We start from the raw sequence: 17,613 nt of genomic DNA on the forward strand, positions 1-17,613 counted from the left end.
ATGGAGCTTGGTGAGGTGGAGTCGGCGATCGCGGGCGCGCCGGGTGTGGTGTTGGCGGCAGCGCGGGTGGTTGCGGGGCCGGCTGGTGATCAGTTGGTGGGTTATGTGTCGCCGGTGGGGGTGGACACGGTGGCTGTTGCTGAGTTTGTGGGGCAGCGGTTGCCGGAGTACATGGTGCCGTCGGTGTGGGTGGTGTTGGAGGAGTTGCCGCTCAATAGTGCGGGGAAGGTGGATCGGCGGGCGTTGCCGGTTCCGGAGTTCACTGCTGCTGAGTTCGTGGCGCCGTCGGGTGCGGCGGAGGTGGCGGTGGCTGGGGTGTTTGCTGAGGTGTTGGGGCTTGAGCGGGTGTCGGTGACGGAGTCGTTTTTCGATGCGGGTGGTAACTCGTTGGCGGCGATGCGTTTGGTGGCGCGGGTGGGTGCGGTGCTCGGTGTTGAGGTGTCGGTGCGTGATGTTTTTGATGCGCCGTCGGTGCGTGGGTTGGTGGTGGCGGTGTCGGGTCGGGCTGCGGGGTTGCCGCCGGTGACGGCGGTGGTGCCGCGTCCGGGGCGGGTGCCGTTGTCGTTTGCGCAGCAGCGGATGTGGTTCATCAATCGTCTGGAGCCGGATTCGTCGGTGTACAACGTTCCGGTGGTGCTGCGGGTGAGTGGTGGCCTCGATGTGGCCTCGCTGGAGGCGGCGATGGCCGATGTGGTCGGTCGTCACGAAGTGTTGCGGACGACTTTCCCGGATATCGACGGTGTGCCATTCCNCCGGGGTTGGCGCCGATTGTGGCGGTGGTGCCGCGGCCGGAGCGGGTGCCGTTGTCGTTTGCGCAGCAGCGGATGTGGTTCATCAACCAATTCGATCCGTCGGTGGCCACCTACAACGTGCCCGCCGGACTGCGCCTGACCGGCGAAGTCGACCTGCGCGCCCTCGAACAGGCCTTCGGGGACATGCTGACCCGGCACGAGGTGCTGCGGACGCGTTATCCGTCGGACGCCGAAGGCCCCCATCAGGAGATCGTGGAACCCGAGGCGTCCTCGGCGTTGTTCGACTGGGCGCCGGCGGACAGCACCCAAGACCTGGCGCGCGCCGCCATGCAGGGGTTCGACGTCGCGGTGGAGTTGCCGATCCGCGCCCGGTATCGCGTGGTCGCGTCCGGGGTCACCGAGGTGCTGGTGGTCGTCCATCACATCGCCTTCGACGGCGAATCGATCCCCGTCTTCCTGCGGGATCTGCTCGCCGCCTACCTGCATCGAACGAATGTGGAAGTTCCGGCGGCGGAGCCGCTGCACGTCCAGTACGCCGACTTCGCGATCTGGCAGCGTCGAGTCCTCGACGACCGATCCGGTGCGGCATCGCCGTTGGCGGGACAACTGGACTACTGGCGGGATCAGCTCGCGGACCTGCCCGCCGTGACGGACCTGCCGATGGACCGTCCGCGGCCGCAGATCGTGGACCAGTCCGGCGGCGCCGTGACGATCACCCTCGATGATCGAGTGGCGGACGGCCTTGCCGCGCTCGCCCGCACGGCCGGTGTGACGCCGTTCATGGTCGGTCATGCGGCTCTCGCCATCACCATCGCCCGCCTGGCGTCCACCGTCGACGTGGTGATCGGTTCACCGATCGCCGGTCGCGGCGACCGCGCACTCGACGATCTCGTCGGGATGTTCGTCAACACCCTGGTCCTGCGGACCGGAGTGGATCCGGCGCAACCGGTGTCGGCGTTCCTCGCCGATGTGCGAGACGTGGACGTCGACGCGTTCGCGCATGCCGACGTGCCGTTCGACGACCTCATCGACGAGCTCGACACCGAACGAAACACGTCGTACCCGCCGCTCGTGCAGATCACCTACACCTACGCGACCGTCGGCGGGCGGCCGGATCTGGCACCGATCGACCTCCCCGGGTTCAGCGCAGAGCCGCTCACCGCCGGCGATCCCGTGGCCAAGTTCGAGCTGATCGTCGGCGTCAGTGAGCGGACGGACAGCACGCCGATGACGGCGGAGTTCGTCTACGCCACCAGTCTGTTCGATGAGGCGACGGTGGCCCGGTTCGCGCAGGTCTGGCGGACCGTCCTGGGGCACATGGTCACCGACCCGCAGCGCGCGATCGGGGACATCGTGCTCAGCGAGGCGATCGACGAGTCCGTGCTGCCGCTGAGCCGCAACTCGGTCGGAGCGACCGGTCCCGCAGCCGACGGTGGCGTGACCGATCCCGTTCCGCTGGTCGAGGTGCTGGCCGCTCGCCCCACCGACCTGGATCACCCCGCATTGATCTGCGCCGGTGCGACCGTGAGCTATCGCGAGTTCGAGGAGCGCACCAACCGGATCGCGCGTGCCCTCATCGACGCAGGCGCCGGCCCGGACGACGTCGTCGCCATCGGGCTCGAGCGCTCCATCGATTCCGTCGTCGCCGTGTTCGGCGTGATCAAGTCGGGGGCGGCATATGTGCCGGTCGACCCGGCCTATCCGCAAGACCGGATCGACTACATGCTGACCGATTCGGCCGTCCGACTGGGCATCACCAACGCGCAGACACGCCCCCGGCTCGGCTCCGGGGAATGGCTGCTGATCGATGACCTGATCGCCTCGGGTCACTCCGACCGGCCGTTGACCCCCGCCGACCGGCGCGGCCCCGTCCGCATCGACTCCCTCGCGTACCTGGTGTACACGTCGGGCTCCACCGGGCGGCCGAAGGCCGTGGGCGTGAGCAACCGCGGCCTGGCCAAGTTCATCGACCAGTTCCGTGAAGTGACCGGTGCGCACCACGACAATCCGGATGCGCGCGTCCTCCACGTCTCGTCGCCCAGCTTCGATGCGTCGGTGGCGGAGATGATGTGGGCGCTCGGCCTCGGACACACCCTGGTCATCGCCCCCGCCGCCGAGTACGCGGGCGAGGCGCTGGGTCGAGTGCTCACGCGCGACGAAGTGACCGACATGGTGATCACCCCGACCGTGCTCGGCACGGTGGATCCGGCGGCCGGCGGTTCGGTGCGGAACCTGGTGACCGCGGGCGAAGCGATTTCGCCGGAACTGATCAGCCGCTGGACGGCGACGCACGCGGCGTTGACCATGTACAACTTCTACGGACCGTCCGAGGCGACGGTGTGGGCGTCCACCGGCCGCAGCGAGGCCGACCGGCCCGTCACCATCGGGCTGCCCGTGCGTGGTTTCGCCGCCTACGTGCTCGACACGCGGCTGCACCCGGTTGCCCACGGAGTGGTGGGCGAACTCTATCTGGCGTCCGACAGTTCGCTGGCCCGCGGCTACCTCGGGCGGCGTGGACTCACCGCGACGTCGTTCGTCGCCGACCCGTTCAGCGCAACACCGGGCGCGCGCATGTACGCCACCGGAGACATCGTGCGAGTCAACGGCGACGGCCTGCTCGAGTTCGCCGGCCGCGCCGACGACCAGGTGAAGATCAACGGCCAGCGCATCGAACTCGGCGAGGTCGAAGCGGTGCTGACCGACCTCGACGGTGTCGACGCCGCCGTGGTGATCGGTGTGCGCGATGCTGCCGACCGGGACCGGCTGGCCGCGTACGTGGTGCCGCTGTCCGGCGCCGACCTGACTCCGGAAGACCTGCTGCGACAAGCGTCCGGACGGCTGGCCGCGCACATGGTGCCGCATTCGGTGGTGATCCTCGGGGAACTACCGCTGACGCCGGTCGGCAAGCTCGATCGCAAGGCACTGCCGTCGGCAGACTTCAGGGCGGCCGACGACGACTATGTCGCGCCGGAGACCTCTACCGAGCAGACCCTCGCCGCGATCATCGCCTCGCTCCTCGGTCTGGAGCGGGTGAGCGTGCTCGACTCGTTCTTCGCGCTCGGCGGCGACTCGATCATGTCGATCCAGTTGGCGTCGGCCGCGCGCGCCAACGCGCTCGACCTGACGCCCCGCGAGATCTTCGAGCACCGAACTGTCCGCGCCATGGCGCAGGCGGTGGATGCCGATCGTCGGCAGGTGCCCATGCTCGCCGAACCCAGTGGCGGCGGCACGGGGGAGATGGCGGCGACGCCGTTGACCCGCTGGCTGATCGAAGCCACCTCCGGGACCGGCGGGAACATCGCCGACTTCAACCAGGGCATGGTCCTGATCGCTCCGGACCAGATCACGGCGGCGGATCTGGCCGAGCTGCTCGGGGCCGTCGTCACCGCGCACCCGATGCTGTCGGCGCGACTGCATCGCACGGTCGACGAATGGTCGCTCGCGCCGGGCAGCGCCTTCGATGCCACGGCCGCCGTGAGCGAGCGCATCGTCGACGCCGCGCCGGGAACTCCGGAGTTCGATGACGCGGTCCGGGCCGCTGACACGTCGGCGGGCCGCCGACTCGATCCGCTGGCGGGCAAGTTGATCCAGGTGGAACTGGTGCGCGGCGACGGGGGCGGCCGGATCGTGGTGTTGGCGCACCACCTCGCCGTCGACGCCGTGTCGTGGCCGATCCTGGTGGAGGACTTCTTCACCGGTTGGGCGCAGCATGCCGCGGGCCAGCCGATCGGCTTGCGCTCCGAACAGACCTCGGCGCGCAGCTGGTTCGCAGCCTTGGCCGAGCGGGAGAACGAGGATCTCGCCTTCTGGGCGGCCGGCGGCCGACAGGGCGTCACCGACCTCGGCACCGGTGCACAGCGGCCGGTCCGTTGGTCGGCGACCTCGGAAGTAGTGGTCACCGTCCCGGCGGAGATCGCCGATGCCGTGCTGACCACCGTCCCGGAGGCTTTCGGCGGAAATGTCGACGACGTCCTGCTCGGTGGGCTCGCGCGGGCCGTCAGGTCCTGGCAGACCAGCCGAGGCATCGCAGACGCCGGGCCGGTCGTGGTGCTGTCCGAGGGTCATGGCCGCTACGAGGATGTGCTCGACTCCGGGCCGGATCCGCGGCGAGCAGACCTTTCGCGGACGGTCGGCTGGTTCACCAGTGTCGCGCCGCTCGCCGTCGACCCGGGTGTCGACGTGGTGCATGCGGTCAAGGCCGCCAAGGAAGAGCGTCTGGCACTGCCGGCGCACGGTATCGACTACGGGTTCGCCCGGTTCGGCGCGGCCGACCCTGCCGTGCGCCCGTCGTTGCCGTCGATCGGCTTCAACTATCTGGGCGGTCGCGGCGGTCGACTCGATGAGGCGACCGACCGTGACGAGTCGGCCGATGCGCAGTCGCTGGTGATGGTGCCCGCGACGGATGCTCCCGCACTGTCGGGCACGGTGGACGGCGCCTTCGACCTGATGACACCGCTGAGCATCAACGCGAGTGCCGTCGCCTCGGAGCGCGGCACCCTGATCCGTGCGTCCTTCCGGTTCCCGGCAGACCTGGCCGAGGATTCCGTCGCCGACCTGGGAGCGCGGTGGACCGCCGAGCTCGCCGAGCTGGTGCGGACCGTCGAAGCCGGTCATCCCGGCCTGTCCCCGTCGGATGTTCCCGGAGCGATGGTCGGGCAGGAGGAGCTCGACGAGCTGGCCGTGGTCTATCCCGGTGCGGACGTCTGGAGTCTGTCTCCGCTCCAACGCGGTCTGTATTTCCATTCGTCGTTCGCGATGAGGGCCGACCAGCCCGACGTCTACATCATCCAGGCACTCCTCGCAGTGCGCGGCGAGCTCGATCTGGACCGCCTGCGTCGGTCGGCCCAAGAATTGGTGGCCGCGCACCCCGTGCTGCGGTCGGCGTTCGTCACGACGCCGAGCGGCGCGCTCGTCGCGGCCGTCCCGCCGACGGTGGAGGTTCCCTGGCGTGTGATCGACCTCGGAGACGTCTCGGAGACCGAGCGCGCCGCGCAGATACGGGAACTCAAGCGCCGCGATGCACTCGAACGCTTCGACCTGACCGCGCCCCCGCTGCTTCGGTTCACCGTCGTGCGCCACGGCGCGACGTCCGACCTCCTCGTCACCGCACACCACCTGGTGGCCGACGGCTGGTCCTCGCCACTGGTGCTGGCAGATCTGCTCGCGCTGTACACCGTCGGCGCGACGTACACGCAGCAGTCGGCGCAGTCGGCGGGCTTCAAGGACTACCTGCGCTACATCGCCGACCGCGACCAGGCCGAGGGCCTCGACGCGTGGCAGCGGATTCTGGCTCCGGCCGAGGGACCGACGCTCGTCGCTCAGGGCGCGCATGCCGAAGCGGACGCACTGCCGGCCGCGCTCGCGGTCCCGGTGGACCCCGCGCTTGCCGCTCGGCTCGACGGCGTTGCCCGGGACCACGGAGTCACCGTGTCCACCGTGCTGCAACTGGCGTGGGCGGTGTTCCTGTCGAAGCTCACGGCGAATCGCATCGTCACCTTCGGTGAGACCGTGTCCGGGCGGCCCGCCGAACTGGCCGGCATCGACTCCGTCGTGGGCCTGTTCATCAATACGCTGCCGGTGGTCGTCGATGTCGATCCGGACCTGCCGTTGACGGCGATACTGGAGCGCTTGCAGCGCGACAAGATCGCGGTGCTCGATCACCACTACATCGGGCTGCCGGAGATCGTCGCCGCAGGCGGGGGACACATCGGATTCGACACCCTGATGGTGCACGAGTCCTACCCGGTGAACGCCGAGTCGCTGCAGAGCTCCGGCGGGGAACTGGCCGGAACCGTGGCCATCGACGACGCCGTGTTCACCGATTCCACGCACTACCCGCTGAATCTCATCACCGATGGCGGGTCGAACGGGCTGAACGTGACGCTGCGCTACCTGCCCTCGGCCTTCGACGCCGAGCAGGTACACGAGTTCGGTGCGATGTTCGCGACCATCCTGGATGCCATCGGCAGCAGTCCGCACACCCGGGCCGGGGCCGTCGCACTGCTCGACCAGAGTCGAGCGGCAGCCGTGTTGGCGGCCTCTCGGGGCCCGGTGGTGGCGCTGCCGGGTGAGTCGGTGGCGGATGCGGTGGCGGCGCAGGTCGCGCGGACTCCGGATGCGGTGGCGTTGGTGTTCGAGGGTCGTGCGGTGTCCTATGCCGAGTTCGGTGCGCGGGTGAATGTGCTTGCGCGGGAGTTGATTTCGGTGGGTGTGGGGCCGGATGTGGCGGTTGGTGTGTGTATGGACCGCGGTGTGGAGTTGTTGGTGGCGGTGCATGCGGTGGTGGCTGCGGGTGGCCGGTATGTGCCGGTGGATGTGGGGGCTCCGGTCGAGCGTGCGTCGGTGATGTTGGCGACGGCGGGTGCGGGTGTGGTGTTGGTGGCTGCGGGGGTGCGGCCTGCTGCGGTGGCCGAGGTGGCTGGTGTGCGTCTGGTGGAGGTGGATGCTTCTGGCGGGGTGGAGGTGTCTGCGCCGGGTGCGGCGCCGGTGTCGGATGTGGATCGGCGGGGGCGGTTGCGTCCGGACAACGGGTTGTACACGTTGTTCACGTCGGGGTCGACGGGTGTGCCCAAGGGTGTGACGGTCTCGCACGGTTCGGTGCTGAATCGGCTGCGGTGGGGCCTGGATGCGTTCGGCTGGACCGTGGGGGATCGGGTGGTGTTGAAGACGCCGTACACCTTTGATGTGTCGGTGCCGGAGTTGTTCGGTCCGGTGATGGCGGGCGCGACGGTGCTGGTTGCGCGTGCTGATGGGCATCGTGATCCCGGGTATATCGCTGATCTGATCGCCGGGTCGGGTGCGACGAGTGTGCATTTCGTGCCGTCGATGTTGTCGGTGTTCCTGGATGTGGTCGGGGACGAGCGTCTGCGTGAGTTGACGTCGTTGAAGTGGCTGTTCGCCTCGGGTGAGGCGTTGCCGCCGGCGACGGTGGCTGCCGCGCACGAGGTGTGGCCGTGGGTGGGGATTCATAACCTGTTCGGTCCGACCGAGGCTGCGGTCGAGGTGGGTTGGGCTGATGTCTCGGATGCGCCCGAGGTGGTGACGATCGGTAAGCCGGTGTGGAACACGTCGTTGTTGGTGCTCGACGATCGGTTGCGGCCGGTGCCGGTGGGCGTGCCGGGTGAGTTGTATCTGGGTGGTGTGCAGGTGGCTCGCGGGTATGCGAAGCAGGCGGGGTTGACCGCGGAGCGGTTTGTGGCCGATCCGTTCGGGGCCTCGGGTGCGCGGTTGTATCGGACTGGGGATCTGGTGCGGCGCGATGGGGTGGGGAATGTCGAGTATTTGGGTCGTACCGATTTCCAGGTGAAGCTGCGGGGTCAGCGGATCGAGTTGGGGGAGATCGAGTCGGTGATCGCCGGCGGGCCGGGTGTGGTGCATGCGGCGGCCACGGTGGCCTCGGCTGCCTCCGGTGGTGAGTTCCTGGTGGGGTATGTGTCGCCGGCGTCGGTCGATGTGGAGGCGGTGAAGACTCATGTGGCGGGGAAGCTGCCGGAGTACATGTGTCCGTCGGTGTGGGTGTTGCTCGATGAGGTGACCCTGAATTCGGCGGGCAAGTTGGATCGTCGTGCTTTGCCTGCTGCGGAACTCGATGCCGCCCAGAGCGAGTACGTGGCACCGGCGACCGACGAGGAACGACTCCTGGCCGAGGTGTTCGCCGAGGTTCTCGGAGTGCAGCGTGCGTTCGGTGTGACGGAACCGTTCTTCGAGGTCGGTGGCAACTCGCTGTCGGCGATGCGTCTGGTGGCTCGGGTCGGTGCCGCCCTGGACGTCGAGATGTCGGTGCGGGATGTGTTCGAGGCGCCGACCGTCCGTGCGTTGGCGGAATTGGTGGCTGGACGGGCGTCGGCGTTGCCGCCGGTGTCCGCGGTGGTGCCGCGGCCGGAGCGGATCCCGTTGTCGTTCGCCCAGCAGCGGATGTGGTTCCTCAACCAGTACGACACCGCATCCGCGGCGTACAACATTCCGGCGGGAATCCGGTTGACCGGGGCGCTGGACATCGATGCGCTCACCGCTGCCTTCGCCGACGTCCTCGGCAGGCATGAAGTCCTGCGGACCCGCTACCCCTCCGATGCCGATGGCCCCCGTCAGGAAGTGCTGTCGGTGGCGGCCGCGGTGGAGCTCTTCGACTGGGCCGAAGCCGATCGGGTCGAGGATCTGGTCCGGGCGGCGACCGACGGCTTCGACGTGTCGACCGGGCTTCCGGTCCGCGGGCGCTACCGGGTCGTCGAACCGGGGGTGATCGATCTGGTGATCGTCGCTCATCACATCGCGTTCGACGGGGAGTCGACACCGATCTTCACGCGGGATCTGCTCACCGCGTACCTGCATCGGACCGATGGATCGATCCCGTTGCCGGCGCCGCTCGCCGTGCAGTACGCCGACTACGCCCTGTGGCAGCGGGACGTGTTCGGGCCCGCGTCCGACGATTCGCCGCTGGCGCGGCAGATGCGATTCTGGCGGGACAGGCTCGTCGAGCTGCCGTCGGTGACCGACTTGCCGATGGACCGCCCGCGGCCGCCGGTGGTCGACCAGCGCGGAGCCGTGGTGGCGGTGACGCTCGAGGAAGACGTGGCCGAGCGCTTCGCAGCGGCTGCCCAGCGCCACGGGGTGACCGGTTTCATGCTGGGCCACGCGGCACTGGCGATCACCGTGGCACGCTTGGCTGCCACCGACGACGTGGTGATCGGGTCGCCGATCGCCGGCCGGACCGATCCGGCGCTGGACCACCTCGTCGGCATGTTCGTCAACACGTTGATCCTGCGGACCCCGGTGGACGCGGCCCAGCCGGTAGCGGAATTCCTGGCCTCGGTGCGGCGCATCGATGTGGACGCCTTTGCCAATGCGGACGTGCAGTTCGACGATCTGATCGACGAGTTCGCCGCGGAACGCGACAGCTCCCATCAGCCGCTCGTTCAGATCGTCTACACCCACAGTGACGGAGCGGCGCGAGCTGATCTGGCACCGATCGAACTACCTGGATTCGTCGCGGAACCGCTCGCGTCGCCGGACTATGTCGCGAAATTCGAGCTGACGGTCAATGTGGCCGAACGCACCGGCACCTCGCCGATGATCGCCGAATTCGGGTACGCCACCGCGCTGTTCGACGAACCCACCGTCCGGCGGTTCGCCGAGGTCTGGCGGGACGTGGTGGCGGCGCTGGCCGGCGATCCGACGGTGGCGATCGGCGATCTCGCGGTCGCGCCGCGGGAGGAGAGCCGAACACGGCTCAGCCGGAACTCCGTGGGATGCACCGAGCCGGCCGCCGACGGGGGTGTCACCGAGCCGCAGCTCCTGGTCGACGTCCTCGCCGCCCGGCCGACCGACCTGAATCATCCGGCTCTGGTCTGCGCGGGCGAGGTGCTCACCTACCGTGAGTTCGAGCAGCGCACCAACCGCATCGCGCGCGCCCTGATCGCGGCGGGCGCACACCCGGACGACGTGATCGCGGTCGGACTGGAGCGGTCGATCGAATCGGTGCTCGCCGTCTTCGGCGTCATCAAGTCCGGCGGCGCCTATGTGCCGGTGGATCCGGCGTACCCGCAGGACCGCATCGACTACATGCTCGCGGATTCGGGTGCCCGCCTGGGGATCACGAATTCGGCGACTCGCCCGCGACTGGGCGCGAGCGACTGCGAATGGCTGATGATCGACGATCTGGTCGAGTCGGAGCAGTCGGGTGCGCCGCTGTCGGCGGACGATCGGCCCGCGCAACCGCACCTGGATTCGCTGGCCTACCTGGTCTACACGTCCGGTTCCACCGGCCGCCCGAAGGCGGTCGGAGTGCCGAACCGCGGTCTGGCGAACTTCGTCGACCAGTTCCGCGAAGTGAGCGGCGCGCACGCGCAATCGCCGGACACACGCGTCCTGCATGTGGCCTCACCGAGCTTCGATGCGTCGGTGCTGGAAATGATGTGGGCCCTCGGTCTCGGACACACGCTGGTCATCGCGCCGGCGACGGACTACGCAGGGGACGCACTCGGGCGCATCCTCGACCGGGACCTGGTCACCGACACCCTGATCACACCGACCGTGCTGACCACGGTCGATCCCGCACGGGGCGCGTCCATCCGGAATCTGGTCACCGGCGGGGAGACGGTCTCCGCGGAGCTCATCACTCGGTGGGCGGAGGCGCCCGGTCGGCGAATGTACAACTTCTACGGTCCGTCGGAGGCCACGGTGTGGTCACTGACCGGCCGCAGCGCACCCGGCCGTCCGGTGACCATCGGCCACCCCGTACGCGGTTTCGCCGCCTACATCCTCGACGCCCGGTTGCACCCGGTGCCGCGCGGGGTGGTGGGTGAGCTGTATCTCGCCTCGGACGCCTCGCTGGCGCGGGGCTACCTCGGCCGGCGCGGCCTCACCGCGTCGTCGTTCGTCGCCGACCCGTTCAGCGCGACTCCCGGCGCGCGCATGTACGCCACCGGTGACCTGGTGAGACGTAACGGCGACGGGCAGATCGAGTTCGCCGGCCGGGCCGATGATCAGGTGAAGATCAACGGCCAGCGCGTCGAGCTCGGGGAGATCGAAGCGGTCCTCAGCGAACTCGACGGGGTCGACTCGGTCGTGGTGCTCGGTGTTCGGGACGAGCGGGGCCGTGACCGGCTGGTGGCGTACGCGGTGCCGACCGGTGAAGCGGAACTCGAGGAGGCGACGCTGCTGAACCATGCCGGTGAGCGGCTGGCCGGACACATGGTCCCGCACGTCGTCGTGATGCTGTCGGCGTTGCCGCTGACCGCGGGCGGAAAGCTCGACCGGAAGGCGCTGCCGCAACCGGACTTCGGTGAGCGAGCCGACACCTATGCGGCTCCGGAATCATCGACGGAACAGACCCTGGCGTCGATCGTGCAGTCCCTCCTCGGCCTCGAGCGGGTCAGCGTCACCGACTCGTTCTTCGCACTCGGCGGCGACTCGATCATGTCGATTCAGCTCGCGTCGGCGGCGCGGGCCAACGGGCTCGTGCTGACCCCGCGCGAGATCTTCGAGAATCGGACGGTGCGCGCGATGGCTCGCGCCACCGATGCTGAGCGCGCCGTTCTCCCGATGATCGCCGAACCCGGGCCGGGCGTGGGCATGGCCCTTCCTCCGCTCGGCCGCTGGCTGCTGGAAGCGGCAGCCGGGCCCGACGGAGACCTGTCGGACTTCAACCAGACGGCCGTGCTGATCGCGCCGGAGGAGGCGACGCTCGATCAACTCGCCGAACTCCTCGCCGCGATCGTGGGCACGCACCCGATGCTCGCCGCACGCCTCGACGACGGGCCGGACGGTGTGACCCTGATACCGGGCACACCGTTCGATGCCGGCGCCGCAGTCGCCGAGCATTCGGTGACGGCACCCGTCGGCACGGAGGCCTTCGACCGGGCGCTCCTGAGTGCGCACGCTGCGGCCGCCGGCCGCCTCAATCCGTCCACCGGAGCGCTGATCCAACTCGGTGTGGTGCGCGGCGAAGGTGCCGTCCGCCTGGTCGTGGTCTGCCATCATCTGGCCGTCGACGCGGTGTCCTGGCCGATCCTGGTCGAAGACTTCGTCACCGGGTGGGCGCAGACCTCCGCGGGGCAGCCCGTTCAGTTGCGTGCCGAGCAGACGTCCGAGGCCGCATGGTTCGCGGCGCTCGCCGACCGCGCCCTCACGGCGCCGGAGTCGGCGTACTGGGCCGCGCGTGCTCCACGGCAGGTCACCGATCTGGGCTTCGGTTCCGCGCCGAGCACACGCTGGTCGGCAACGTCCGCGGTGGAAGTCACCATCGGTCCCGACGTCGCGGATGCGCTGCTCACGCGGACGCCCGGAGCCTTCGCAGGCAGTATCGATGACGTCCTCCTCGGCGCATTGGCACATGCGGTGCGGTCCTGGCAGCAGAGCCGGGGCATCGTCGACGACGCGCCGGTGCTGGTGCTGGCCGAGGGCCACGGACGATACGAGGAGGTGCTCGAGGCGGGACCGGATCCGCGCCGCGCGGAGCTGTCCCGGACGGTCGGTTGGTTCACGAACATCGCGCCGTTGGCGCTGGTGCCCGGCGCCGACGTGATCCACGCTGTCAAGGCTGCGAAACAAGAGCGCCTGGCACGGCCCGAGCACGGACTCGGCTTCGGTTTCGCGCGGTACGGCGGCGTCGCCGAACTGGCCGACCGCCCCCTGCCCTCGATCGCGTTCAACTACCTCGGCGGCCGCGGCGGCACGGTGACGTCCGCCGGACCGGAATCGGAACTGCTGCCGATGCTCCCGGCACCCGACGCCCCGGTATTGCCCGCGACGGTCAGCGGAGGCATCGATCTGATGAGTGCGCTGACGATCAACGCGAGCGCCCACGCAGGCTCGAGGGGATCGGTCATCACCGCCGAGTTCCGTTACCCGACCGACGGTGCCGCCGAAGCGGACATCGCCGAACTCGGGGCTCGGTGGAACGAGGCACTGGCGGAGTTGGTCCGGATCACCGACGACGCCGACCCCGGTCTCTCGCCCGCCGATGTTCCGGGCGCCGCGGTGACCCAGAACGAGCTGGATCTGCTGGCCAGCCAGTATCCGGGTGCGCAAGTCTGGGGCCTGTCGCCCTTGCAGCGCGGTCTGTACTTCCATGCCGTCGTGGCCGCGACGTCGGGACTGCCCGATGTCTACGTGGTGCAGGCCGTGCTCCGGCTCCGCGGCGAGTTCGACATCGAACGCCTGCGGCGCGCTGCCCAGGAGTTGGTGGCAGTGCACCCGGTGCTGCGATCGGCTTTCCGTACGACTCCTGAGGGCTCGGTGGTCGCCGTGGTTCCGGAGACGATCGATGTGCCGTGGCGCGTCGTCGACCGCACTGATCTGCCGGGAACCGGTGGCGCGGAGTACATACGGGAACTCAAGGCGCGCGAGGCCGTCGAGCCGTTCGACCTCGCCGTGCCGGGGCTTCTGCGTTTCGTCGTCGTGCGAAACGCTGACGTGACGGACGTGCTCGTCACGATGCACCACCTGGTGATCGACGGCTGGTCGTCGCCGCTGGTCCTCGCGGACCTGCTCGCGCTCTACGCGGTCGGCGCTCCGTACACCTCCCGCGCCGAAGGCTCCGCCGACTACGCCGAGTATCTGCGGTCGCTCGCGGCCCGGAACGTCGACGAAGGCCTGGCCGCATGGCGGCGGATTCTGGCGCCGGCGTCCGGACCGACGCTGCTTGCGCCCGGCGCGCAGGCCGCGCCGAACGCGATGCCTGCGTCGTTCGAGATGTCGGTCGACGGCGAACTGTCCGCACAGCTGGACGCGCTGGCGCGCGCCCACGGTGTGACGGTGTCGACCGTTCTGCAGCTGGCGTGGGCGGTGTTCCTGTCGACTGTCACCTCGAACCGGGTGGTCACCTTCGGTGAAACCGTGTCGGGGCGTCCGTCAGACCTGGTGGGCATCGAGTCTGTGGTCGGTCTGTTCATCAACACTCTCCCGGTGGTGGTCGACGTCGATCCGCACCGCAGCCTCGCGGACCTACTGGAAGAGCTGCAGGCGGGCAAGGTCTCGGTGCTCGATCATCACCATCTCGGCATGCCGGAGATCGTGGCGGCGGCGGACGGTGACATCGGTTTCGACACCTTGGTGGTGCATGAGTCCTATCCGGTGGACGCGGAGTCGTTGGAAAGTCCCGGCGGATCGATGGCCGGCGCGCAGATGCACATCGAAGGAGTCGAGTTCACCGACGCCACGCACTACCCGCTGAACTTGATCACCTCGGGTGATGCGAGCGGCGTGCACGTCGCGCTCAAGTACCTTCCCGCCGCGTTCAGCCGCGACCAGGTGGAGGGATTCGGGGCCATTCTGCTCCGCATCCTGCACGCGCTCGGCGGACAGCCGGAGACCACGGTGTCCGACATCGCGTTGCTCGGCCAGGACGACGTCGAAGCGGTGCTGGAGCTTGCGCACGGTCCGGTCGTGTCGGTGCCGCGGGTGTCGGTGGCGGATGCGGTGGCGGCGCAGGTTGCGCGGACTCCGGATGCGGTGGCGTTGGTGTTCGAGGGTCGTGCGGTGTCCTATGCCGAGTTTGGTGCGCGGGTGAATGTGCTTGCGCGGGAGTTGATTTCGGTGGGTGTGGGGCCGGATGTGGCGGTTGGTGTGTGTATGGACCGCGGTGTGGAGTTGTTGGTGGCGGTGCATGCGGTGGTCGCTGCTGGTGGCCGGTATGTGCCGGTGGATGTGGGGGCTCCGGTTGAGCGTGCGTCGGTGATGTTGGCGACGGCGGGTGTGGGTGTGGTGTTGGTGGTTGCGGGGGTGCGGCCTGCTGCGGTGGCCGAGGTGGATGGTGTTCGCCTGGTGGAGGTGGATTCCTCGGGTGAGGTGGATTGGTCGGTGGGGCCGGTGTCGGATGTGGATCGGTGGGGGCGGTTGCGTCCGGATAGCGGGTTGTACACGTTGTTCACGTCGGGGTCGACGGGTGTGCCTAAGGGTGTGACGGTGTCGCATGCGGCGGTGGTGAATCGTTTGGAGTGGATGGCGCGTGATTATGGCTTGGGTGCGGGTGCGCGGTTTTTGTTGAAGACGCCGTACACGTTTGATGTGTCGGTGTGGGAGTTGTTCTTGCCGTTTGTGGTGGGGGCGCGGCTTGTTGTTGCGAGGCCGGAGGGGCATCGGGATCCGGAGTATTTGGCGTCGGTGATTGGTGCGGAGTCGGTGTCGGTGGTGCATTTTGTGCCGTCGATGTTGTCGGTGTTCTGTGATGTGTTGGGTGATCGGGTGGCGGCTTTGGTGTCGTTGCGGTCGGTGTTCACTTCGGGTGAGGCGTTGGTGTCGGCGACGGCGCAGGGGTTGTTGGCCAGGTTGCCTGGGGTGGGTTTGGTGAATTTGTATGGGCCGACGGAGGCTGCGGTGGATGTGACTGCTGCGTCGGTGTTGCCGGGTGCGGGGTCGGTGACGATTGGTCGTCCGGTGGCTAATACGGATGCGTTTGTGTTGGATTCGCGGTTGTGTCCGGTGCCGGTGGGGGTGCCGGGTGAGTTGTATTTGGGTGGTGTGCAGGTGGCTCGCGGGTATGCGGGTCAGGCGGGGTTGACTGCGGAGCGGTTTGTGGCTGATCCGTTTGGAGGGGTGGGTGCGCGGTTGTATCGGACGGGGGATTTGGTGCGGTGGCGTGCTGATGGGGAGATCGAGTATTTGGGTCGTACTGATTTCCAGGTGAAGTTGCGTGGTCAGCGGGTGGAGTTGGGGGAGATCGAGTCGGTGATCGCCGGGGCTGCCGGTGTGGTGCATGCGGCGGCGGCGGTGGTTTCGGCTGTCTCTGGTGGTGAGTTGTTGGTGGGGTATGTGTGGCCGGCGTCGGTGGATGTGGAGGCGGTGAAGTCGCATGTGGCGGGGTTGTTGCCGGAGTACATGTGTCCGTCGGTGTGGGTGTTGCTTGATGAGGTGACGCTCAACAGTGCGGGCAAGTTGGATCGTCGTGCGTTGCCCGCGCCGGACTTCGATGCTTCCCAGAACGAGTACGTGGCACCGGAGACCGATACCGAGCGAGTGATCGCGGAGGTTCTTGCAGAAGTCTTGGGGGTCAAGCGGGTCGGCGTGCGCGAGCACTTCTTCGAGCTCGGCGGCAACTCTCTGACCGCGATGCGTCTCGCGGCACGCCTGGAGGCGGTCACGGGACAATCGATCAGTATTCGGGTGCTGATGGGAAACCCGACCGTGCGTGACCTGGCGACGGCGATACGACTCGGGGACCGCGGCAGCGCTGCTGTGCTGGTAGCTCTCCGAGAATCCGGCAGCGCGCCACCGCTGTTCTGCATTCATCCCGCGGGTGGTCTCGCATGGGCCTTCGGTGGACTGGCACCGTACCTCGTGGACCGGCCCATCTATGGATTGCAGGATCCCTCCGTGGTCAACGATGAGAGTCCCGCCGACTCGATCGGTGACCTCGCCGAGCGGTATCTGCGCGAGATCAGAGCAGTCTCGCCGACCGGGCCGTACCATCTGCTCGGCTGGTCGCTGGGTGGCGCGGTCGCCTATGAGATCGCGTCGCGACTCGAGTCGTCCGGCGAATCGGTCGCCTTCCTGGGACTGATGGACTCGGTCGCCGGCGAAGAGCTCTCGGCCGGCGTCGCCGCCAGTGATGACGTTTCGACCACCCAGCTGATCGACGGGCTGCTCGGCGAGTGGGCCGGATCGGTCGACATCGATCCTGCTGAGTCCGCAACCAATGTCGCCGGCATGATCTCGACGCAGCTCCGTAATCGCGGCCTGGAGAACACAGACGAAGTGCGCCGCATGCTGGACAGCCTGGTGCTTGCGCCACGACTGCTGAGTCAGTACCACCCTCCGGAGATTCGAGGTCCGATCGTCTACTTCACGGCTATCGCCGACAAGCGCGCACCCGAGCGCGGCGCCGACTACTGGCGGGCCAGGAGCGGCGGTGCCGTGCACAATGTCGACGTCGATGCAGGCCACCTGGAACTCGGCAGGCCCGAGCATATGGCGGAGATCGGAGTGGTCCTCGCGCGCTGGCTCGACGAGGGCGCAGACGAGGCGGCCGGCGAGTCCTGAGCTGCGGTTCAAGGAAGGGGAAATGCAGAACGGCTAATTCATTTGATAATGAAACGACACACTCCGCATTGTGGTGAACGCCGAGAAGTAATGCTCACTTTGGCCTGATTGGGATAAGGGAAGTGAGTCGGGCGCGGGAATAGTGAAATGGGCCCGGGTTGATATCACTCCTGTAACATCTGTAACGCCAGTGGTCTGTTCATTGTGTCTCCGTGGAGCCGGGTGTAACACTGATTACACGGCCGAATGCAGAGTCGACGCATCCGATGGGGCCCCACAACGGGGCTCTTCGAAGTTGAGCGGGCACCTCAGCAGTGAATCTGGATGCCTGCCCGCTGTTTGCGGGTGCAGTGGAATCGTATCCGGCGTCGTGAGTTCTCGAGGT

Annotated in this window: 1 protein-coding gene and 1 pseudogene; both read left to right on the forward strand. The window is 68.1% G+C overall.

The annotated features are described in order from the left end of the window. A pseudogene (locus ACFFJD_RS02455) lies at nt 1-747 on the forward strand (condensation domain-containing protein); the annotation flags it as partial. A gap of 32 nt (nt 748-779) precedes the next feature. Next, complete coding sequence (locus ACFFJD_RS02460) at nt 780-17,228, forward strand: non-ribosomal peptide synthetase (RefSeq protein ID WP_382360415.1); 16,449 nt, start codon at nt 780-782, stop codon at nt 17,226-17,228. The last annotated feature ends 385 nt before the right edge of the window (nt 17,229-17,613 follow it).

Source organism: Gordonia phosphorivorans, from assembly GCF_042432625.1.
Lineage (GTDB): Bacteria > Actinomycetota > Actinomycetes > Mycobacteriales > Mycobacteriaceae > Gordonia > Gordonia phosphorivorans.